The sequence below is a fragment of the Tabrizicola flagellatus genome, from assembly GCF_008271465.1.
Lineage (GTDB): Bacteria > Pseudomonadota > Alphaproteobacteria > Rhodobacterales > Rhodobacteraceae > Tabrizicola > Tabrizicola flagellata.
Window position 1 is genome coordinate 341253 of the sequence record NZ_VMDU01000001.1, and the last position, 21536, is coordinate 362788.

Genomic DNA, 21536 nt, shown 5'->3' on the forward strand with positions numbered 1-21536 from the left:
GTCACCGGATTTCGGTTATTTCCAGCCGATCCTTCAGGAAACGCAGCGCCACGCCCAGCCCGTCCGGCGCGATGCCGTGGCCGGTGCCCTGCATGACATGGCCGAAGGTCTCGAACCCCGCCGCCACCAGCGCATCGCCCGCCTTGGCCATGTCGGAAAACGGCACCACCGGATCCTGATCGCCATGGATCAGCAGGACCGGCGGCTTGACCTTTGCCTCGGCCGCCAGCGCCTCGGGGCGGAGCAGCCGGCCCGAGATCGCGACCACTCCGGCCACGGCCCTGTCGCGGCGCGGGGCGACCTCCAGGCTCATCATCGCGCCCTGGCTGAAGCCGACCAGCGCCATGCGGTCGGGCGTCAGACCCTCTTCGGCCAGGCGCGCATCAAGAAAGCCGTTCAAGTCCTTGGCCGCGGAGGACAATCCTGCGGCTGCGGCGGCCTCGGACGACCCGTCGAGCCAGGGGATCGGGAACCATTGATAGCCGAAGCCGCCCCCCGCGCAGCGCTCTGGCGCGTCCGGGGCGACGAAAGCCGTCTCCGGCAGGTGCGGCGCCAGGACATCGGCCAGGCCCAGGAGATCCGCGCCATCCGCGCCATAGCCGTGCAGGAACACGACCAGCGAGCGCGCCTGCCCCCGCTCCGCGCCCTTGCGCCCGAACCGCAACTCCCGCATCAGATCACCCCTTCCCGTTCCCGTGCCACGCGGTAGTAGGCCCAAAGCACCCGCGCCGCAACCGAGCGCCAGGGCGACCAGGCCTCGGCCATGACCCGCAGCGCCTTGTCGCTGGGACGCGCTTGCAGGTCGAACAGCATCCGCGCCGCCTCTTGCAGCGCCAGGTCGCCGGGGGCGAAGACATCGGCCCGCCCCAGCGCGAACATCGCATAGATCTCGGCCGTCCAGACCCCGATCCCCGGCACGGCGACCAGAGTGCGAACGACCTCGGCATCAGGAACAGCGCGCAAGGCGTTGAAATCTATGCCCGCCTGCGCCAGCGCCCGGCCATAGCGCGCCTTCTGCCGCGACAGGCCCGCGGCGCGCAGCTCTTCGTCCGAGGCGCGCGCCATCGCCTCGGCCCCGGTCAGCCCCGCGCCTTCCAGCCGCGCCCAGATCGCCCGGGCGCTGGCGACCGAGACCTGCTGGCCGACGATCGCCCGCAGCAGGGCCGCGAACCCGTCGGGCTCGCGCCGCAGGGGCAGCGGCCCGACCAGGGGCAGCGCCCGGGCAAAGGCCGGCTCGCGCGCGGCGAGCCACTCCGCCCCCTCGGCCACGCAGTCGGCTGTCTCGATGATCCGTCCCACCATGGCCGCAGCCTTGCATCCGCGGCGGGGCGCCGCAACCCCCGCCCCTTGCGGAAGACCCGGCCGGGGTCTAGGGCTTGGCGCATGAGCACCGACGCCCTCGCCCGCCGCAATGTCATGGTCCTTGTCGCCGCGCAGGCGGTGCTGGGTGCGCAACTGCCGATGATCTTCACCATCGCCGGGCTTGCCGGGTCGAGCCTTGCGCCCAACGCCTGCTGGGCGACCCTGCCGGTGACGATGATGGTGATCGGCTCGATGCTGACCGCGACGCCGCTGTCCATGCTGATGCAGCGCTTCGGCCGGCGGGCCGGGTTCTTCTTCGGCGCGGGCGGCGGGGCGCTCGGGGCGGCGATCGGCGCCTGGGGCCTTTCCGCCGGCAGTTTCCTTGCCTTCTGCATCGGCGCGCTGATTTCCGGCATCTACATGTCGGCCAACGGCTTCTACCGCTTTGCCGCGACCGACACGGCTTCGGAAGGCTACCGGCCCAAGGCGATCAGCTGGGTCATGGCGGGGGGACTCCTGTCGGCGGTGGTCGGCCCGCAACTGGTGAAGGTGACCTCGGATGCGATGGCGGTGACCTTCCTCGGCTCCTATCTCATGGTCATCGCGCTGAACCTGGTCGGCTCGCTCTTGTTCTTCGCGCTGAAGATCCCCGCGCCCCCGGCCCCGGCCGCCGGCAGCCCGGAAGGCCGGTCGCGCGGCGAGCTTCTGCGCAATCCGGTGATCCTGGTGGCGATGATCTGCGCCACCGTGTCTTACGCGCTGATGAACCTGGTGATGACCTCCTCGCCGCTGGCCGTGGTCGGCTGCGGCTTCGAGACGGGGGATGCGGCGAATGTGGTGACGGCGCATGTGCTGGCGATGTATGCGCCCTCGTTCTTCACCGGCCATCTGATCGCGCGCTTCGGGACCGAGCGGATCATCGCCGTCGGGCTGACGATCCTTGCGGCCTCGGGTGCCGTGGCTATGGCCGGGGTGGAGCTGGAGAATTTCTTCGTCGCGCTGATCCTTCTCGGCATCGGCTGGAACTTCGGCTTCATCGGCGCGACGACCATGCTGACCAGCGCCCAGCGGCCGGAGGAGCGCGGGCGTCTCCAGGGTCTGAACGACCTGGTGGTGTTCGGGGGCGTGACGCTGGCCTCGTTCTCGTCGGGCGGGCTGATGAACTGTTCCGGCGGGTCGGTGCAGGCGGGCTGGCAGATGGTCAACCTGGCCATGCTGCCCTTCCTCGTGCTGGCCGGCGGCGCGCTGATCTGGCTCTGGCTGCGGCCGCAGGAGACGCGCGCCTGACCCGCCGCTCTTCGTCGCATTGCATGCGCTCATCGCTCGGTCCCGCGACGAGGCGACGCAGTCGCACGAGGAGCCGCCCTCACCAGCGCCCGGTGACGCCCTGCCGCAGAAGCAGCCAGCGGCGCCGGAAGTCCGAAAGCCCCAGCGATGCGCTTTCCCCGGCCAGCGCCTGACGCAGCAGACCCTCTGTCTGCCAGCCCGCCAGAAGCGCCGGGGCGACCCCCTTGGGCACCGACCTGCGCGCCTGGCGCGCAACCGTCAGCCGCTCCAGCCCCAGCCGCGCCAGGTCAGCGGCGCCGACGCCCTCGGGCAAGGGCTGCCGGCCGCGCGCCACAAGCTCGGGCACGGCGCGCAGGTAGAAGGCCGCCGCCGTGGCCCAGCCATAGGCGCGCACCGCATGTTCCGCCCCCTCCGGCGCCCCGAGCGCCCGGGCCGCGAGCCACATCAGCCCCGCCCCGGTGTCGTCCAGGTAGGCCGTCAGCCCGGCGATCCCGTCATGCGACTCGTGGTGGATGTCCCAGCGGCGGGCGGCGATCAGGCGGTCCATGACCTCGACCGGCAGGCCGAAATCCCGGATCAGCGCGTGCAGCGGGCCCGCGACCTCATGCGCGCGGGCAGCCCCCGAGGCCGCATTCTCCACCACGTCGCGCCACCATTGCAGGCGCATCTCGGCGATCAGCGGCTCCTGCGTCACCCAGGGGGCGCGGGCGACTTCGAGGTTGAAGGCGTAAAGCGGAAGAAGCTGCGCCCGCACCGCGACGGGGGCGGCCATCACCGCGAGGAAACGGTCGGGATCGCCCCGCTGCACCAGTCCGGCGCAGGCGTCGAGGCTCATGCCGCGGCCCCCTGCGGCTGGCCGAAGTCGCGGATCAGCTTCCACTGGATCGCATCCAGCAGCGCCTCGAAACTGGCGTCGATGATGTTGGCGCTGACCCCCACGGTGGACCAGCGGTGGCCCCGCCCGTCCTCGCTGTCGATGATGACGCGCGTCACCGCCTCGGTCCCGCCATTGGTGATGCGGACCTTGAAGTCCACCAGCTTCATGTCGTCGATGCAGGCCTGATAGGGGCCGAGATCCTTCCCCAGCGCCTTGGCCAGCGCGTTCACCGGGCCGCGGTCGCTGCCGGTCTCGTCCATGCTGTCGCTGACCGACATCATCTTGCGGTCGCCGATCTTGACCACCACCACGGCCTCGGACAGCGAGATCATCCGGTCGTACTTGTTCTTCCGCCGCTCCACCGTCACCCGGTAGCGCTTCACCTCGAAGAACTCCGGACACAGGCCCAGCTCGCGCCGGGCGACCAGCTCGAAACTCGCCTGCGCGCCGTCATAGGCATAGCCCTGATCCTCGCGCGCCTTCACCACCTCGATGATCCGGCCCAGGCGCGGATCCTTCGGATCGACCTCGATCCCGGCCGAGGCGAGCCGCGCGCGCAGGTTCGACAGGCCCGCCTGGTTCGACATCGGGATCACGCGCTCGTTGCCGACAAGCGCCGGGTCGATGTGTTCGTAGGTCGAGGGATCCTTCAGGATCGCGCTGGCGTGCAGCCCCGCCTTGTGCGCGAAGGCCGAGGCGCCGACGTAAGGCGCGCTGCGCAGGGGCACACGGTTCAGGATGTCGTCCAGCATGCGGCTGGTCTTCAGAAGGCCCGCCAGCGCCGCGCGGCTGACGCCTGTCTCGAAGCGGCTGGCATAGGGTTCCTTCAAGAGGAGAGTCGGGATCAGCGTCGTCAGGTTCGCATTGCCGCAGCGTTCGCCCAGCCCGTTCAGCGTGCCCTGCACCTGCCGCGCCCCGGCCTCGACGGCGGCCAGCGAATTCGCCACCGCATTGCCGGTGTCATCGTGGCAATGGATGCCCAGCCGGTCGCCGGGGATGCCGGCGGCGATGACCTCGGCCGTCACCCGGCCCACTTCGGCCGGCAGCGTGCCGCCGTTGGTGTCGCACAGCACGATCCAGCGCGCGCCCACATCCCGCGCTGCCGTCAGGCAGGCCAGCGCATAGGCCGGGTTGGCGCGGTAGCCGTCGAAGAAATGTTCCGCATCGAACAGCGCCTCGCGGCCCTTCGCCACCAGATGCCGTATCGAGGAGGCGATGGCCTCGAGGTTCTCCTCCAGCGTCACGCCAAGCGCGGTGGTGACGTGAAAGTCATGCGTCTTGCCGACCAGACAGACCGCCGGGGTGCCGGCGTTCAGGACGGCGGCCAGCACGTCGTCGTTCTCGGCCGACCGGCCCACGCGGCGGGTCATGCCGAAGGCGGTGAGCGTGGCGCGAGTCTCGGGCGGGGCGGCGAAGAAATCGCTGTCCGTTGGGTTCGCGCCCGGCCAGCCGCCTTCGATGTGGTCCACCCCCAGCGCATCCAGCGCGCGCGCGATCTGCTGCTTTTCGGCGGTGGAGAACTGCACGCCCTGCGTCTGTTGCCCGTCGCGCAGCGTGGTGTCGTAAAGCCAGAGGCGCTCACGTCGGGCCGAAAAATTTTCGGACGAAAATTTTTCTTTCTCTACGGTCACTTGATCGCCTCCAGCCTTGCCGCATCGAAGCCGGGGCCGGGCAGCAGCTCGACCCCCGCCTTCGACATCCGCACCTCGACCCCCGCCGCGACCAGCGCGGCCTTCAGGGCATCGACGGCGGAAAAATCCTTTGACACCATCGCCTCGGCGCGGAGCGCGGCCAGCCGTTCGGCCTGTCCCGACAGGTCCACCCGCGGCGCGGCGGCCCAGGCGCCCAGATCCTCGGTAAGAAGGCCCATCAGCTGCGCCGAGGCCTTCAGCCCCGCCCAGTCCCCCTCGCCCGCCGCGGCATGCAGCGCGGCCAGCGCGCCGGCGGTGTTCAGATCGTCGGCCAGCGCCTCGACCACAGCCGGCAGGGGCGCGGAGGCCGCAACCGCGGCCGTCGCCCCGCGCCATTTGCGCAGGGTCGCCTCGGCCGCACGCGCCTTGTCGGCCGTCCAGTCCATCGGGCTGCGGTAATGCGTCATCAGGAAGACGAAGCGGATCACCTCGCCGGGGATGCCCTGGTCCAGGAGGTCGCGCACGGTGAAGAAGTTGCCCAGGGACTTGGACATCTTCTTGCCTTCCACCTGCAACATCTCGTTGTGGAGCCAGTAATGCGCGAAGTCGCCGTGCGGATGGGCGCAGGCGGACTGGGCGATCTCGTTCTCGTGGTGGGGGAATTGCAGGTCGAGGCCCCCGCCGTGGATGTCGAAGGATGCACCCAGAAGCTCATGCGCCATGGCGCTGCATTCGATGTGCCAGCCGGGCCGACCGCGCCCCCAGGGGCTATCCCAGCCGGGCTCGGCGGCCGAGGACGGTTTCCACAGCACGAAATCCATCGGGTCTTCCTTGAACGGGGCGACCTCGACCCGGGCGCCTGCGATCATGTCGTCCACGCTGCGCCCCGACAGCTTGCCGTAGTCCCGGTAGCTGCGGACGCGGAACAGCACATGGCCTTCCACGACATAGGCATGGCCGGACCGGATCAGCCCCTCGGTCATCGCGATCATCTGGCCGATGTATTCCGTCGCCCGCGGCTCATGCGTCGGACGCAACGCGCCGAGCGCGTCCATGTCGGCATGATACCAGGCGATGGTCTCCTCGGTCCGCTCGCGGATCAGCTCTTCCAGCGTCCCCGCTGCCCCCGCCTGCTGGCGGCGCAGCGCCTCGGCGTTGATCTTGTCGTCCACGTCGGTGAAGTTGCGGACATAGGTGACGTGGTCCGCCCCATAGACGTGCCGCAAGAGCCGGTAGAGCGTGTCGAAGACCACCACCGGCCGGGCATTGCCCAGATGCGCGCGGTCATAGACCGTGGGGCCGCAGACATACATCCGCACATGGGCCGGGTCGATCGGACGGAAGTCCTCCTTCCGGCGGGTCTTCGAATTGGTCAGGCGGATCGTCACCATGTCAGTCCCTGTGGCACGCGGGCTTCCCGCGCGGGTCCGGCTTTTTCATCCGAAGGGAATGACGAAGCGCCCGCGCGACCGAAGTCAGCGGGTAATGCAGCAGATGCGGATGTTGCGCAACGTCGTCATGGGTGGGACACATACACCCGGGGCCACCGTCGCGCCAAGGAAAATCGCCATGCAGGACCGCGCCTTCGTGAACCGCTTCTGCGCCACCTTCCCCGGGGCCGAGGTCAGCCAGCCCTTCGGCCCCGACCATGATTGTTGGAAGGTCGGCGGCAAGATGTTCGCCATCATCGGCCAGAGGGGCGACGGCGTCTCGGTCAAGACCGACCATGCCGACACCGCGCGTCTGCTGATCGAGGCCGGCCGGGCGATCCGCGCGCCCTACCTGCACGCCTCCTGGGCGCGGATCCCGTTCGAGCGCGTGCCGGACGACGAGCTCTGCGAACGCATCGCCACCTCCTACGCCCTGATCCGGGCCGGGCTGCCGAAGAAGGTGCAGGCCGCGCTCAGTTCCCCTGGCGGCTGAACTCGCCCCGGTTGTCGGGGCCGATCGCCAGCCAGCCGGCCACCGTGGCCGCAACGTGGTTCGAGATCATCGACTTCTGCGTGACCCCCCTGCGCCGCGCCTCGCGCATGCGCTCGCCCGACCAGGCGGGCGTCTCGGCGCGGATCAGCGTGGCCGGCACCAGCACCTCGCCGGTGCGGGCATCGTTGACCTGGGCGGTGAAGTCGATGTTGTGCACCCCCCAGTCCGAATTGGACAGTTCCGCCTCGTAGGTCAGGGCGTGGAACCGGGTGACGGTGATGCTGATCACCACGGGCCGCGAGCCGCGCAGGCCCTGCGCCCCGCGCAGCACCGCCGCCTCCATGATCTTGCCCACCTGGGTGTAACGGTCGCCCATGGGATCCTCGCGCCAGACGATGTCGGCGTTCGGCAGAAGCGTCTTCGCCTCCGAGACCGTGAGACTGCGCGGCACATCGACCCTCACCTCGGCCAGACGCCAGTTGCGCGTCACCTCGGGGGAAAGCCGCTGATACTCGGTCTTGAACGTGCCGCCCACACAGGCGGACAGGGCGAATGCGCTGATGCCCAACAGGGCGGCACGGCGGGACAGGAACATGATGGGCCTCTCGGATCGTCTGGTATCAGTCATGCGACGGATTTCTTAATGTCAGGTAATGGCCGGAAAAAGGAGCCTCTGTGTCGGGAACGCGGTCGCCCCTTGCCGTTTCGGCGGCAAGATGCCCATTTGCGGGCACAGAGGGAGGGCAGGCATGGATCACGAGGACCTGAGAAACTGGTCGAAACGCGCGGCGGACTGGGCGGCCGACTACCACGCCACCCTGCGCGACCGCCCGGTGCGCGCGCCGCTGGTCCCCGGCCGGATCGCCCGGCAGCTCCCCCCCACCCCGCCCGAGGCCGCCGAGCCGATGGAGGCGATCTGGGCCGATTTCGAACGGATCGTGCCCGACGGCATGACCCATTGGCAGCATCCCCGCTTCTTCGCCTATTTCCCAGCCAACGCCGCCCCCGCCTCGATGCTGGCCGAGCAGCTGGTCAATGCCATGGCCTGCAACGCGCTGATCTGGCAGACCTCGCCGGCCGCCACGGAAGTCGAGCAGGTCATGGTGGACTGGCTGCGCCAGGCCTTGGGCCTGCCCGAGGGCTTCGTCGGCACGATCCACGATTCGGCGACCAATGCGACGCTTTCGGCGGTGCTGACCATGCGCGAAAAGGCGCTGGGCTGGCGCGGGCTCGACGAGGGGCTGTCGGGCGCGCCCGTCTTGCGCTTCTACGCCAGCGCCGAGACCCATTCCAGCGTGGACAAGGCGATCCGGGTGGCCGGGATCGGGCAACGGAACCTGGTCAAGGTCGCGACCGATGCCGACCGGGCGATGACCGGCGCCGCACTTGCGGCGGCCATCGCGGCGGACAGGGTGGCGGGGATGGTCCCGGCCGGCGTGATCCTCTGCGCCGGAGGCACCAGCATCGGCGCCTTCGACCGGATCGCCGACTGCATCGCCGTGGCGAGGGCCGAGGGCGTGCCGGTCCATGTCGATGCCGCCTGGGCGGGATCGGCGATGATCTGCCCCGAGTTCCGTCCTCTCTGGGCCGGGGTCGAGGGGGCGGACTCCATCGTCTTCAACCCGCACAAATGGCTGGGGGCGCAGTTCGACTGTTCGGTCCAGTTCCTGAAGGACCCCGGCGCGCAGGTGCGCACCCTGGGCCTGCGCCCGACCTACCTGGAAACGGCGGGACGCGAGGAGATCGTCAACTTCAACGAATGGACCGTGCCGCTCGGCCGCCGCTTCCGGGCGCTGAAACTGTGGTTCGTCCTGCGCGCCTACGGGCTCGACGGGCTGCGGGAGCGGATTCGCAACCATGTCCGCTGGGCCGAGGAGGCGCGGAATCGGCTGGCCGCCCTGCCCGGGGTCGAGATCGTGACCGAACCGCGCCTGTCGCTCTTTTCCTTCGCGCTGGAAACAGATGCAGCCACCGAGGCGCTTTTGCAGCGGATCAACGACGATGGCCGGGTCTATCTGACCCAGTCCCGCGTCGATGGGCGCTTTGTGATCCGGGTGCAGGTCGGATCGTTTGACTGCCGCGAGGAAGATGTCATGCTCTTGTCAACGACAGTACAAGAAATGCTTGCATCATGTTCCTCCGGTCCCTTGCCGTCGCGCTGACGCTTGCCACGTCCGCGCTGGCCCAGTCGATTCCCGATCCGCTCAGCGACACCCTCTCCGACTTCGCCGATGTGCTGGACGCCACGCAGGAGGGGCGCATCTCGCGGCTTCTGGCTGCCACCCGCGACGAGACCGGGGTGCAGATGGTCGTCGTCACCCTGCCGGGTCTCGAGGACTACGGCGGCGCGGGCCAGGGGATCGAGGCCTATGCCAAGGCGCTGTTCAACGCCTGGGGGGTCGGCGCGGCCGACCGCAACGACGGAATCCTGATGCTTCTCGACACTGAACGTCGCGAGGCGCGGATCGCGCTCGGGTCCGGCTACGATCCGGTCTATGACGGCCGGGCGGCGCGGGTCCTGTCCACCGCCGTCCTTCCCGCCCTGCAGGCAGGCAACTACGCCGAGGGGATAGAGGCCGGCATCGTCTCGGCCCGCGACCGGCTGGTGGTGCCTTTCCGGTCCGGTCAGAAGGTCTCGCTGACCGACGGATTCGCCGACGAGGGCAGCTCGGGCCTGCCGACGGCGCTCCTCGGCTTCGGCGCGGTGGCCGCGGTCGCCGGCTTCGGCATCTGGCGCCAGCGCCGCGCGCGCGTCACCTGCCCCCGCTGCGGCGCGGCCACACTGGAGCGCCGGCGCGAGACCATCGAACCCCCGACGCGCAGCGAACCCGGGGTCGGCATGCAGCACCTGACCTGCTCGGCCTGCGGTTTCATCGACCGCAAGTCCTATCCGATCCGCTGGAACAGCAGCGAGGCCAGGCGCGACCGCGAGGACCGCCGGGGCGGCGGGGGGAACGGCGGCGGCGGAGGCTTCGGCGGCGGCCGGTCCTCGGGCGGAGGCGCAACAGGAAAATGGTAAGTATGGCAATGACCTGCGGGGCGTTCCTCGCTCTTGCTGCCGGGCTGCCCGCCCTGGCGCAAAGCCCGCTGGACCGGATCTTCCCGGTGCCGGCAGTTGCTATGACCGGACTTACGAAAAGACCCACCTTGCCGCCCATCCCGCGCAGCGCGTGACCGCGATTTCGGTCAGCCCCGCGCCCGGCTTTGCCGATCCCGCACTCGGCCTGCACCTGACGCTCCGGCTCCGCGGCGTGCCTGGCGGCGATTTCGAGGCCTATGCCGCCTGCGAGAACGAGGCCGGGCATCTCTATTGCAGCATGGAGGGCGACGCGGGCGGGTTCCAGATCGACCCTGTGAAGGGCGGCGCGATCCTTCTGACGGTGTCGAGTCTCGGCATGACCTTCGAGAACGACGCGGGCTTTGCGACGCTGGAGCGAAACGCGGGCGACGACCGGTCGTTCCTCCTGCGGCCCGCCGCCTGTCGCTAGGCGGCAACCGCCAAGCCGCGGCGCGGGGGGAAGCCGCGCCGCGGGGGTCTCAGGCGGGAGGCGTCAGAAGCGCAGCCCGACCTTGGCCTTCAGGGTGGTCGCACCCACATCGACGCCCGTGCCGTCGTAGTTGTCGAACTTGTGCTCCAGAAGCTCGCCGCCGACGGTCCAGCGGTCGTTGACCGCGTAGTCGAAGCCGACACCGTAGAGGTAGCCCGTGTCCTTCAGGTCCACGCCGCCGACGCTGGCCGTGGCCTGCGCCGCGCCGACTGTCCCGTAGACCAGGCTGTTGCCGATCTCGTAGCCGGCCGAGAGTTTCAGGGCCAGCACGTCGTCCAGCTTGTCGCCCGCGGCTGCGCCCAGGTCGATGTCGGCCTTGTCATAGGTCAGCTCGGTCGCCGCCACCCAGTTGCCCAGGTCCCAGCGATAACCGGCGTGGATGCCGCCCAGCCAGCCGTAGCCGTCAAGGCCCGCACCGCTCGAATCCACGTCGCCATAACCCAGTTGCGCACCGACATAGGCGCCCGACCAGTCACGGCCCGGGGCGACAATTGGGGCGGGCGCAGGGGCGATGGCCGGCTCTTCTGCAACCACGGTCGGGCCGCCGGCAAAGGCCGGGACGGTCAGCGCGGCGGTGGCCAGCAATGCTGCGATAGCTTTCATTTCTGTCTCCTTGTTCTGGCCCTGTGCGGACGCCGCGCCTGAGCGCGCATCCCTTGGGGCTGTGACAGGGAATGGGGTCTTGCAGGCCCCGGCGCAATGCCTGCTCACGCGCGCTTGATGGGCCGTGTGCGGCACCGGCGGGGAAGTGCCGAGGGCACGCGCGCCTTTCGGCCAGGCCTTGCCGTCTTCCCCGGCGTCAGGCGGCGGTCAAGCCCGCTCGGCCAGATCCAGCCACTCGGCCTCCGCCGCCTCCAGCGCCGCCTGCCGCTCGGCCAGCGCCTCGGTCGCCTTGCGGAACTTGACCGGCTCGCGACTGAAGAGATCGGGATCGGCCAGCAGGTCGGAAAGCTTTGCGATCTCGGCCTCCAGCCGCGCGATCAGGTCCGGCAGGTCGTCCAGCCGCTTGCGCTCGGTGAAGGACAGGCCACCGGCCTTTGCCGCCGGCGCGGCCTTCGCGGCCACCGGGGCGGCAGCGGCGCGTGCGGCAGGCCTGGCCGCCGGCTCGGCCGGGGCGGGGCGCTGCGCGGCATAGTCCGACCAGCCGCCGGGATAGACCGTCGCCCTGCCCTCCCCCTCCATCGCCACGGTCGCGGTCGCCACCCGGTCGATGAAATCGCGGTCGTGGCTGACCAGAAGCACGGTGCCGTCGTAGTCGCCGAGGATGTCCTGCAGCAGATCCAGCGTTTCCACGTCCAGATCGTTGGTCGGTTCGTCCAGGATCAAAAGGTTCGAGGGCTGCGCCATCAGCTTGGCCAGGAGAAGCCGCGCCCGCTCTCCGCCCGAAAGACTGCGCACCGGGGCGCGGGCCTGGCGTTCGTCGAACAGGAAATCCTTCAGATACCCCACCACATGCCGCGGCGTGCCCCGCACCATCACCTGATCCGAGGCGCCCGAGACCCGCATCAGCGGATCGACCGTCAGGTTGTCCCAGAGGCTTGCGTCCAGGTCCAGCCGCGTCCGCGTCTGGTCGAAGACCGCGATCTCCAGGTTGGTGCCGAGCGTCACAGTCCCCGCATCCGGTTGAACTTCGCCGATCAACATCTTGAGAAGGGTGGTCTTTCCCACCCCGTTCGGCCCGACGAAAGCCACCCGGTCGCCGCGCAGGACGCGCAGGTCGAAGTCCTTCACGATGACCTTGCCGCCGTAGGACTTGGTCAGCCCCCGCGCCTCGATCACCCTTTTGCCCGAGGTCGGCCCCGAGGCCAGCTCCAGCGCCGCCGTCCCCTGCCGCCGGATCTGCGCCGCCCGGTCGGCGCGCAGCTGCTGGAGCGCGCGCACCCGCCCCATGTTCCGCTTGCGCCGGGCGCTGATGCCTTCCACCGCCCATTTCGCCTCGGCCTTGATCTTGCGGTCAAGCTTGTGGCGGGCCTCGTCCTCTTCTGCCCAGACCTGCTCGCGCCAGTCCTCGAACCCCTCGAAGCCCGCCTCGCGCCGGCGCACCTCGCCCCGGTCGATCCAGAGCGTCGCCTTCGACAGGGCGCGCAGGAAGGCGCGGTCGTGGGAGATGAGCACGAAGGCCGCCCGGGTCTCGCGCAACTCGGCCTCCAGCCACTCGATCGCCTGGATGTCGAGGTGGTTCGTGGGTTCGTCCAGCAGCATCAGCTCGGGCGCCTCCGCCAGAAGCTTGGCCAGGGCCGCCCGCCGCCGTTCCCCGCCACTGGCGGTGGCGACCGGGGTCGAGGGGTCGAACTTCAGCCCCTCGGCCACCACCGACAGCCGATATTCCTGCCCCTCGGGCAGGCCCGAGGCCGCGAACTCGCCCAGCGTGGCAAACCGCGACAGGTCGGGCTCCTGCTCCATGTAGCCCACGGTCACGCCGGGGGGCACCGTGCGGGTGCCGCGGTCGGGTTCGACGAGCCCCGCCATCACCTTCATCAGCGTGGACTTGCCCGAGCCGTTCCGCCCGACCAGCGCGATGCGGTCGCCGGGCTGGACGGTCAGCGACAGATCGTCGAAAACGGGGTTGCCGCCGAAGGTCAGCGAGATGCCGGAAAGTTGCAGAAGGGGTGCGCGTGCCATGCGCGCGAGGTAGAGAGGGAATTGACCGGCGTCAACGTATCGTCGCGCAGGACATGCAAGCTGGCGGCAAAGGAGACCTTCATGGCCCCCCTCGACGGCATCCTCATCCTCGACCTGACACATGTGCTGGCGGGTCCCTTCTGCACCCAGTCGCTTCAGGACCTTGGGGCCAGGGTCATCAAGGTCGAACGTCCCGGCACCGGCGACGACACCCGCGCCTTCCCGCCCTTCGTGGCCGGCGAAAGCGCCTATTTCGCCACGCTGAACGCGGGCAAGCAGTCGATCGCGCTGGACCTGAAGGCCGAAGCCGACCGGGCGATCTTCGAGAGGTTGCTCGCACGGGCCGATGTGCTGGTTGAGAATTACCGCCCCGGCGTGATGGCGCGGCTGGGCTACGGCTGGGACATGCTGCACGCCCGCCACCCCCGGCTGATCTATGCCGCCGTCTCGGGCTTCGGCCAGACCGGGCCGGATGCGCAGAAGCCGGCCTATGACATGGTGGTGCAGGCGCGCGGCGGGGTGATGTCGATCACCGGCGAAAGCGGCGGTCCGCCGGTGCGGGTGGGTGCAAGCATCGGCGACATCGTGGCGGGGATGTATCTGGCGCAGGGCATCCTTGCCGCGCTGTTCCAGCGGCAAAGGACCGGCGAGGGTGCCTTCGTCGACGTGGCCATGCTGGATGCGCAGCTTGCGATCCAGGAACATGCGCTGGCCATCGCCTCGGCGACCGGCGTCGCGCCGGGGCCGACCGGGGCGCGGCATCCGACCATCACCCCCTTCTCGACCTTCCGGGCCGCCGACGGTTTTGTCGTCATCGCCGCCGGCAACGATGCGATGTTCGTCCGGCTCTGCGCCGTCCTCGGGCTCGACATCGCGTCCGACCCGCGCTTTGCCACCAATGCCGCGCGCTGCGAGAACCACGCGCTCCTGAAGCGGCTGATAGAGACGGTCACCCTGGGCCAGCCGGTTGCGCACTGGCTGGCGCTGCTGGACGCCGCCGGCCTGCCGACGGCCCGGGTGCAGGACATGCTGGAGGTGATGGCCGACCCGCAGCTCCGCGCGCGGAACATGATCCTGCCCGTGACGCCGCATCCGGGCGGGCCGGCCTTCACCGCGCCGGGGAACCCGATCAAGCTGTCCACCCTGCCCGAACCGGCCGTCCTGCCCCCGGCGCCACGGCTGGATGGCGACCGGGCGGCGATCCTGGCCTGGCTGGACGAAACGCAGGATCCCGCCTGACCGGACCGCGCCAGAGGACCCGTGCCGGATTGTTCCTCTGCTGTGCCGTTTCCGGACATTGCGCCGGCAGCCGGGCGGACTACAACAGCGTCGAACAGCGAGGGACATCGTGACCCGGGTCACGCGCATCGATTCAGCCACCCTGCCGGACGAGCGCTGGGATGACCCGGCGCGCGGGACGATCCGCTTTCGCACCCTGATCTCGGCGCCTGACACCGAGACGACCGGGATCGTCTGCGGCGTCGCCATGCTGGCGCCGGGAGAGACCTTCGCCCTGCATTCCCACCCCGGACCCGAAGTCTATTTCGGGCTCGAGGGCGAAGGCGAGGTGACGATCGACGGTCGTCAGCACCGGCTCGCCCCGGGCGTGGCGCTTTACATCCCGGGGGGCGCGGTGCATGGCGTGCCCCTGGCGACCGCCCACCTGCGCTGGTTCTACACCTTCGCCGCCGACAGTTTCGCCGACATCCGCTATCGTTTCCTGCATGAGACTCCCGAATGACCGATGACGCCCTCGTGATCTTCACCCCCTCGGGCAAGCGGGGGCGCTTTCCGCTTGGCACGCCTGTCCTGACCGCCGCGCGGCAGCTGGGGGTGGATCTCGATTCCGTCTGCGGCGGGCGCGGCATCTGTTCCAAGTGCCAGATCACCCCCGGCTATGGCGAATTCCCCAAGCACGGGGTGACGGTGGCCGAGGACGCGCTCTCCGAGTGGAACGCGGTCGAGGACCGCTACAAGCGCATCCGCGGGCTGATCGACGGGCGGCGGCTGGGCTGCCAGGCCAGGGTCATGGGCGATGTCGTGATCGACGTGCCGCCCGAAAGCCAGGTCCACAAGCAGGTCATCCGGAAATCGGCGACCGAGCGCGCCATGGTCATGGACCCCGCCACCCGCGCCGTCTATGTCGAGGTCGCCGAGCCCGACATGCATGAACCGACCGGCGACCTCGAACGCCTCGCCCGCGCGCTGAAGGACCAGTGGCAGGTGGACCGGATCGAGGCCGACCTGACCGTCCTGCGCCGACTGCAACCCGTGCTGCGCAAGGGCGAGTGGAAGGTCACGGCGGTCCTGCACAAGGGCAACCACGACGCCGCGACGCGGGTTCTGGACATCTTCCCCGGCTTCCACGAGGGCCCGCTTCTGGGCCTGGCCGTGGATCTCGGCTCCACCACTATCGCCGCGCATCTCTGCGACCTGACGGACGGGCGCGTGCTGGCCTCTTCCGGCCTGATGAACCCGCAGATCCGCTTCGGCGAGGATCTGATGAGCCGCGTCAGCTATGCCATGATGAACCCCGGCGGCGATGTCGAGATGACGAAGGCCGTGCGCGAGGCGATCGACGCGCTGGCAAGGGCCATCGCCGGGGAAGCGGGCGTCGAACCGTCGGCGATCTACGAGATGGTCGTGGTCTGCAACCCGGTGATGCACCACCTGTTCCTCGGCGTCGATCCGGTGGAACTGGGCCAGGCCCCCTTCGCGCTGGCGACCTCCGGGTCGCTCAGCCTCGATGCCCGCGATCTGGACCTGGCCAGCCTGAACCACAGCGCCCGCGTCTATGTGCTGCCCTGCATCGCCGGTCATGTCGGCGCTGATTGCGCGGCGGTGGCATTGTCCGAAGAGCCGAACAAATCGAAGGACATGGTGCTGATTGTTGACGTGGGCACCAATGCCGAGATCCTTCTGGGCAACGAGAAACGGGTGCTCGCCTGTTCCTCGCCCACGGGCCCGGCCTTCGAGGGGGCGCAGATATCCTCGGGCCAGCGCGCCGCGCCGGGCGCCATCGAGCGGGTGGAGATCGACCCGGTCACCAAGGAACCCCGCTTCCGCGTCATCGGCTCGGACCTCTGGTCGGACGATCCAGGTTTCCCGGCCGCCATCGCCACGACCGGCGTCACCGGCATCTGCGGCTCGGGCATCATCGAGGCCGTGGCCGAGATGCGCATGGCCGGTATCATCGACGCGGGCGGGCTGATCGGTGGGCCGGAGCAGACCGGCACCCCGCGCTGCGAGCCGCACGGGCGCACCTTCTCCTACCTCCTCCATGACGGCAGCGCCGAGGGCGGGCCGCGGATCAGCGTGACGCAGGGCGACATCCGGGCGATCCAGCTGGCCAAGTCGGCGCTCTACGCCGGCGCGCGGCTGCTGATGGACGAGATGGGCGTGGACCATGTGGACCGCGTGACGCTCGCCGGCGCCTTCGGGGCGCATATCAGCCCGAAACACGCGATGGTTCTGGGGATGATCCCGGACGTGCCGCTGGAGAAGGTCGTCAGCGCCGGCAACGCCGCGGGCACCGGCGCGCGCATCGCGCTCTGCAACGTCGCGGCCCGCGACCAGATCGAGGCCACCGTCCAGCAGATCCACAAGGTCGAAACCGCGATCGAGCCGCGCTTCCAGGAGCATTTCGTCAACGCGAACGCCATCCCGCATGCGGTCGATCCGTTTCCGAATCTGCAACAGATCGTCGCTTTGCCGGATGTCAGCTACAATCCGAAAACCGGCGGGGACGAGGGCGGGCGTCGCCGCCGCCGGGGCTAGGCCGCTACGCGCCCTGTCTCGGAACGGCGTGATTTCCGTGGCCAACCGGCCCCCCCGGTCGCGCAAAGGCTTGCGGGCAGGGGATAAATCCGTAACGTCTGCCGCATGGAAGATCCCGTCGCCCAGCTGATAGCGCGTTGCGCCGCCGCCGACCGGGCGGCCTTCCGGACGCTTTACCGCGACACCTCGGCGAAACTCATGGGCGTGCTGCTTCGTATGTTGAAGGAACGCGCCGAGGCGGAGGATGCCTTGCAGGAAGTCTATACCCGTGTCTGGCTTCGCGCCGCCCGCTTCGATCCGGCGAAGGGGCGCGGCATGACCTGGCTGATCGCCATCGCCCGCAACCTCGCCATCGACCGCCTGCGCGCCCGGCCCGAGGCCGCCTCGGACGAGGGCCTCGACACGGTGCAGGACGCCACGCCCCGGGCCGAGACCAGGCTGATCGCGAAGGGCGAGGCCCGGCGGATGGCCGACTGCTTCGAGACGCTGGAGCCGGACCGGGCGCAGGCGGTACGCGGGGCCTACCTGGAAGGGATGTCCTACCACGACCTCGCCGCGCGCCACGGCGTGCCGCTGAACACGATGCGCACCTGGCTCCGCCGCAGCCTCCTCAAGCTGAAGGAGTGCCTCGACGCATGACCGACGCGCCGCTCACCCCCGAGGAAGCCGATGACGCGCTCGCCGCCGAATATGTGCTGGGCGTGCTGGATCTTGCCGAACGCGCCGAGGCCGAGGCGCGGATCCGGCGCGATCCGGGCTTTGCGGCGCGTGTCGGCGACTGGGAGGCGCGGATGGCGGGCCTCAACGACGATTTCGCCGAGGCCCCTGCCCCGGACCTGATGCCGAAGATCGAGGCGCGGCTCTTCCCGCAGGCCCCTGCCCCGGCGCGCCAGGGCCGGGGCTTCAGTTTCGGCTGGTTCGCAGGCGCCGCGCTGGCCGCGGTCCTGGTGCTGGCCACCGTGGCGACCCTCGCCCCGCCCCGTCCCGAGCCCGTGGCCACGTTGGCCACCGCCGACCGCCGCCTTTCCTACCAGATCACCCATTTCGGCGGCACGCTCCAGGTGGCCCGCGTGGCCGGCGTTCCCGCCGTGCCGGGCCAGGTGCACCAGCTCTGGATCATCGCGCCGGGGGCAAGCCCGGTCTCGCTCGGCCTTCTGGAAGACAAGCCCCTCGTCATCGACTACCCGGTCCCGCCGCCCGGCTTCATCTTCGCCGTCTCGATCGAGCCCGAGGGGGGCTCGCCCACCGGCCTGCCGACCGGCCCGGTGATCCTGACCGCCACCGTGGGCGAGACCACCTGATCACGAAGGCGTGAGCCCGCGCAGCCGCTGAAACTTCGCCGGAAAGCCTTCGTTCCTTCGGGTGCGAGGCGGGAATGACCCCGCTCCTCCGAACCCCGAAGGGAGATGCACCATGAAGGCACTGAAACTCGGCACCGCGATCCTGGCCCTGACCTCCGGCCTCGCGCTGGCCGGCAACCCGATGGTCGGCGGCGCGCCGATGTTCGAGGACAAGAACATCGTCGAGAACGCGGTGAACTCGGCCGACCACACCACGCTCGTCGCCGCCGTCAAGGCCGCGGGCCTGGTCGAGACGCTGTCCGGCCCCGGCCCCTTCACCGTCTTTGCCCCCACGAACGAGGCTTTCGCCAAGCTGCCGGCGGGCACGGTGGAAACCCTGCTCAAGCCGGAGAACAAGGACCAGCTGACCAAGATCCTGACCTGCCACGTCGTCGCGGCCGACGCCATGTCGGATGCGATCATGAAGATGGTCGATGACGACAAGGGCGCGCATCCGGTCAAGACCGTGGGCGGCTGCGAGTTCACCGCGATGTACAAGGACGGCGTGGTGATGATCAAGGACGGCCAGGGCAACGTGGCCAATGTCACCATCGCCGATGTCAAGCAGTCGAACGGCGTGATCCATGTGATCGACACGGTGCTCCTGCCGGCGATGTGATCGCGCCGGCCGCTCCCTGCCGCGCGGGTCACTACGCCGGCAGGGTCAAGCGGGGTGTCCATCGGCGGCTCCTGTCCCCTTGCTGTCCGATGGGCGCCCCGTCCGGGCCTTCGCCTCCCCGCGAAGGCCCGTTTTCGCATGCGCGTCCCGGTTGACCTACGGCGGTCCGCTGACCTAGGCTTTCGCCAATTTCATCACCTGCCGGAGCCCATTCATGCCCCTTGCCCGCCTGGTCCGACTGCTGACCCTTGCCGCCCCCTTCCTTGCCGCGCCCGCCCTGGCCCAGGACCGCTCGATCATCGTGCTGGACGCCTCGGGCTCCATGTGGGGCCAGATCGACGGCCGGCCCAAGCTGGAAATCGCGCGCGAGGCGCTGGGGGCGGTCCTGTCCGAGATGCCGGCCGAGGCGGAGCTTGGCCTGATGGCCTATGGCCACCGCGAAAAGGGATCCTGCGAGGACATCGAACTGGTCGTCCCCCCCGGTCCCGGCACCGCGCAGGCGATCACCGATGCCGCCAAGGCAATGAAATTCCTCGGCAAGACCCCGCTTACCGAATCCGTCCGCCGCGCCGCGGCCGAGTTGCGCTCGACCGAGGCGAAGGCGACCGTGATCCTGATCACCGACGGGATCGAGACCTGCGAGGCCGACCCCTGCGCTCTGGGCGCGGAACTCGAAGCCTCGGGCGTCGATTTCACCGCCCATGTCGTGGGCTTCGGCCTGACCGCCGAGGAAGGCGCGACCGTCGCCTGCCTGGCCGAGAACACCGGCGGGCGCTACATCGAGGCCAAGGATGCCGGCAGCCTGGTCCAGGCGCTGAAGACCACGGTGGCGGTCGCCGAACCCGAGCCGCAGCCCGCGCCGGAACCGCCCCCGCCGCCCGCCGCCCTGGCCGAGAACGTCGATCCGGTGCTCCATCTCGTCGAGGGCGGACCCGAACCTGACGAAAAGCTCGCAAGCGATGCCGTTTTCGACTTCTTCGCCATCGCGCCCGACGGGACCGTGGCGACCGAAGCGGCGACAACGATCTATGGCCGCTCGAAGGGTGCCCTGCCTGCCGGGCGCTATCAGATGCGCACGACGCTGCACGAGGTTGTCGTAACGCAGGAGGTGGAGATCGGCCCGGCCAGCGACCTGTCGCAACCCGTCGCGGTGCTGGACGCGGGTATCCTGAACCTGACCCTGCGCCCCGCGCCGGGCGCCGACCCCGACCCGGACGCCTACTGGGAAATCCGGGGGCCGGAGGATGTGTCCGACTACGGCTACCAGCGCGCCTTCCGCGTCTTTCCGGCCGGCGAATACGGGCTGAACGCCCGGCTCGGCCCGGCCGAGATCAGCCAGTCGGTGGTGATCGAAGCGGGCAAGACCTCCGACCTAGACCTGGTGATCGGCGTCGGCCTCGCCGCCGTGGAGGCGACCTATACCGAGGGGATGAAGGTCGAGGGCGGCGACCATTTCGTCGAGATCCTCGAGGCGAAGAAGGCCATCGACGGCAGTCGCAAGTCCTTGGGCTACGGCTATGGCGCGGGGCTGACCTTCGATCTGCCGGCCGGCGATTACGTCGCCGCGGTGACGCTCGGTGCCGCGAAGGCCGAGGTGCCGTTCTCGGTCAAGGTGGGCGAGCGGACCGACATCATCGTGCCGCTGAACGCGGGCGTCGCGGCCTTCACCTCACCGGGCGACGAGTTCATCGAGGTCCTCGCGGGCAAAGCCGACATCAACGGCAACCGCGCTTCGCTGGCCTACGGCTACGGCCCGGCCTTCCAGACCACCCTGCCGGAGGGGGACTACCTGGTGGTCATCAGCAAGGGCGACAAGCGGGCAGAAACTCCGCTTGCCGTCAAGGCGGGCGAGCGGAGCGAACTGGCGCTGACCCTGCCGTAGACGCAAAAGGAAAAGGCCGCCTCGCGGGCGGCCTTCGGTTCCGGTCTATTCCGCGGCTTCCTGCGGCGGTTCGCCGTCCGGCTTGCTCTCGCCCCGGGGCTTGCGCGGGCCGCGCGGCCGCCGCGCGGGACGGTCCTCCGGGGCCCGGGTCTCGGCACCGGCGGGCTCGGCCGTGCCGCGCAGGTCCGCGGCGGATTCCGGCGTCTCGATCAACCCGGTCTCGTCGGCCGTGCCGAGGTCGATCACGTCGGCGATCACCGGCTGCTCCTCGGACCCGAGGTCGCGCTCGGCGCGGAAGTCGCGGTTGAACTCGCGCCGCTCGCCCCGGTCGGGCCGATCGCTGCGCTCGCCGCGATCCTGGCGCTCGGGACGGTCGCCGCGCGGCTGGTTCTGCTGGCCGCCGCCGTTGCCGTTCTGCTGGGCGCCGTTCTGCTGATACTGCTGCTGGCGCGCCTCCTGTTCGGCGGCCAGTTCCTTCATCGCCTCGGCCAGCATCCGCGTGTAGTGCTCGGCGTGCTGCAGGAAGTTCTCGGCCGATACGCGGTCGTTCGACAGCTGCGCGTCGCGAGCAAGCATCTGGTATTTCTCGATGATCTGCTGCGGCGTGCCACGCACCTTGCCTTCGGGACCCGAGCTGTCGAAGACCCGGTTGACGATGTTGCCGAGACTGCGCGGGCGGTTCTGGTTGGAACGCGAGCGTTTCTTGGAGGAGCGCATCTTGTCCTTTT

At 69.7% G+C, this 21536-nt stretch carries 21 protein-coding genes; 12 read left to right on the forward strand and 9 right to left on the reverse strand.

From position 1 onward, the window contains the following. Window position 1: 1 nt before the first annotated feature. Both FL625_RS01665 and FL625_RS01670 read right to left on the reverse strand, forming a co-directional pair. On the reverse strand, window positions 2-676 hold the full coding sequence (locus FL625_RS01665) for an alpha/beta hydrolase (RefSeq protein WP_149587149.1): 675 nt from the start codon (window positions 674-676) through the stop codon (window positions 2-4). Further along, window positions 673-1302: a DNA-3-methyladenine glycosylase family protein gene (locus tag FL625_RS01670; protein WP_149586891.1), complete on the reverse strand. Its 630-nt coding sequence runs from the start codon at window positions 1300-1302 to the stop codon at window positions 673-675. Before FL625_RS01670 ends, FL625_RS01665 begins: the two co-directional genes overlap by 4 nt. Window positions 1303-1383: 81 nt before the next feature. On the opposite strand from FL625_RS01670, the gene FL625_RS01675 reads away from it, so the two are divergent. Further along, entirely contained in the window at window positions 1384-2589 is a 1206-nt protein-coding gene (locus FL625_RS01675; RefSeq protein ID WP_149586892.1) for an MFS transporter, read from the forward strand. A gap of 79 nt (window positions 2590-2668) precedes the next feature. Here the strand turns inward: FL625_RS01675 and FL625_RS01680 are convergent, their stop codons facing one another. Genes FL625_RS01680 through cysS form a run of 3 tightly spaced genes read right to left on the reverse strand, consistent with a single transcriptional unit; the run spans window position 2669 to window position 6488 of the window. After that, entirely contained in the window at window positions 2669-3424 is a 756-nt protein-coding gene (locus FL625_RS01680) for a phytoene/squalene synthase family protein (protein ID WP_149586893.1), read from the reverse strand. After that, the gene (gene cimA, locus FL625_RS01685; RefSeq protein WP_149586894.1) at window positions 3421-5097 is read right to left on the reverse strand and encodes a citramalate synthase; all 1677 of its coding nucleotides are present in this window, start codon (window positions 5095-5097) and stop codon (window positions 3421-3423) included. The genes FL625_RS01680 and cimA overlap by 4 nt, the downstream gene beginning before the upstream one ends. After that, entirely contained in the window at window positions 5094-6488 is a 1395-nt protein-coding gene (gene cysS / locus FL625_RS01690) for a cysteine--tRNA ligase (RefSeq protein ID WP_149586895.1), read from the reverse strand. The genes cimA and cysS overlap by 4 nt, the downstream gene beginning before the upstream one ends. Window positions 6489-6666: 178 nt before the next feature. Here cysS and FL625_RS01695 point away from each other — a divergent pair, with 178 nt between their 5' ends. Further along, window positions 6667-7020 (forward strand): MmcQ/YjbR family DNA-binding protein, encoded by a 354-nt coding sequence (locus FL625_RS01695; protein ID WP_149586896.1) that lies wholly within the window; start codon window positions 6667-6669, stop codon window positions 7018-7020. On the opposite strand, the gene FL625_RS01700 is transcribed toward FL625_RS01695, so the two are convergent. After that, window positions 7001-7648, reverse strand: a complete 648-nt coding sequence (locus FL625_RS01700) for a DUF6778 family protein (RefSeq protein WP_149586897.1) — start codon at window positions 7646-7648, stop codon at window positions 7001-7003. The two genes, FL625_RS01695 and FL625_RS01700, sit on opposite strands and share 20 nt — an antisense overlap. A gap of 121 nt (window positions 7649-7769) precedes the next feature. On the opposite strand from FL625_RS01700, the gene FL625_RS01705 reads away from it, so the two are divergent. From FL625_RS01705 to FL625_RS01715, 3 genes are all read left to right on the forward strand, one after another. Further along, on the forward strand, window positions 7770-9182 hold the full coding sequence (locus FL625_RS01705) for a pyridoxal phosphate-dependent decarboxylase family protein (RefSeq protein ID WP_149586898.1): 1413 nt from the start codon (window positions 7770-7772) through the stop codon (window positions 9180-9182). Beyond that, window positions 9152-10039, forward strand: coding sequence for a TPM domain-containing protein (locus FL625_RS01710; protein WP_149586899.1), 888 nt, complete (start codon window positions 9152-9154; stop codon window positions 10037-10039). The genes FL625_RS01705 and FL625_RS01710 overlap by 31 nt, the downstream gene beginning before the upstream one ends. Window positions 10040-10190: 151 nt before the next feature. Then, a complete protein-coding gene (locus FL625_RS01715) occupies window positions 10191-10508 on the forward strand; it encodes a hypothetical protein (protein ID WP_149586900.1) in 318 nt (105 codons plus the stop codon). Window positions 10509-10571: 63 nt separating this feature from the next. Here the strand turns inward: FL625_RS01715 and FL625_RS01720 are convergent, their stop codons facing one another. Then, window positions 10572-11171 (reverse strand): outer membrane protein, encoded by a 600-nt coding sequence (locus tag FL625_RS01720; RefSeq protein ID WP_149586901.1) that lies wholly within the window; start codon window positions 11169-11171, stop codon window positions 10572-10574. Window positions 11172-11378: 207 nt separating this feature from the next. Then, the gene (locus tag FL625_RS01725; protein ID WP_149586902.1) at window positions 11379-13190 is read right to left on the reverse strand and encodes an ABC-F family ATP-binding cassette domain-containing protein; all 1812 of its coding nucleotides are present in this window, start codon (window positions 13188-13190) and stop codon (window positions 11379-11381) included. An 81-nt stretch (window positions 13191-13271) separates the two neighbouring features. Between FL625_RS01725 and FL625_RS01730 the strand changes: the two genes are divergently transcribed. The 7 genes from FL625_RS01730 (at window position 13272) to FL625_RS01760 (ending at window position 20808) form a co-directional block, all read left to right on the forward strand. Further along, window positions 13272-14429 carry a CaiB/BaiF CoA transferase family protein gene (locus FL625_RS01730; protein ID WP_149586903.1) on the forward strand — a complete coding sequence of 386 codons (1158 nt, stop codon included), beginning with the start codon at window positions 13272-13274 and terminating at the stop codon, window positions 14427-14429. Window positions 14430-14538: 109 nt separating this feature from the next. Beyond that, entirely contained in the window at window positions 14539-14931 is a 393-nt protein-coding gene (locus tag FL625_RS01735) for a cupin domain-containing protein (protein WP_160147709.1), read from the forward strand. Then, the gene (locus FL625_RS01740; protein WP_149586905.1) at window positions 14928-16967 is read left to right on the forward strand and encodes an ASKHA domain-containing protein; all 2040 of its coding nucleotides are present in this window, start codon (window positions 14928-14930) and stop codon (window positions 16965-16967) included. The genes FL625_RS01735 and FL625_RS01740 overlap by 4 nt, the downstream gene beginning before the upstream one ends. A gap of 105 nt (window positions 16968-17072) precedes the next feature. Next, on the forward strand, window positions 17073-17606 hold the full coding sequence (locus tag FL625_RS01745; protein ID WP_149586906.1) for a sigma-70 family RNA polymerase sigma factor: 534 nt from the start codon (window positions 17073-17075) through the stop codon (window positions 17604-17606). Then, window positions 17603-18268, forward strand: a complete 666-nt coding sequence (locus tag FL625_RS01750) for an anti-sigma factor (RefSeq protein ID WP_149586907.1) — start codon at window positions 17603-17605, stop codon at window positions 18266-18268. Before FL625_RS01745 ends, FL625_RS01750 begins: the two co-directional genes overlap by 4 nt. A gap of 112 nt (window positions 18269-18380) precedes the next feature. Next, window positions 18381-18926: a fasciclin domain-containing protein gene (locus FL625_RS01755; RefSeq protein WP_149586908.1), complete on the forward strand. Its 546-nt coding sequence runs from the start codon at window positions 18381-18383 to the stop codon at window positions 18924-18926. A 214-nt stretch (window positions 18927-19140) separates the two neighbouring features. Further along, the gene (locus tag FL625_RS01760) at window positions 19141-20808 is read left to right on the forward strand and encodes a vWA domain-containing protein (protein ID WP_149586909.1); all 1668 of its coding nucleotides are present in this window, start codon (window positions 19141-19143) and stop codon (window positions 20806-20808) included. 45 nt (window positions 20809-20853) lie between these two features. On the opposite strand, the gene FL625_RS01765 is transcribed toward FL625_RS01760, so the two are convergent. Next, window positions 20854-21525, reverse strand: coding sequence for a DUF4167 domain-containing protein (locus FL625_RS01765; RefSeq protein WP_149586910.1), 672 nt, complete (start codon window positions 21523-21525; stop codon window positions 20854-20856). Between the last annotated feature and the right edge of the window lie 11 nt (window positions 21526-21536).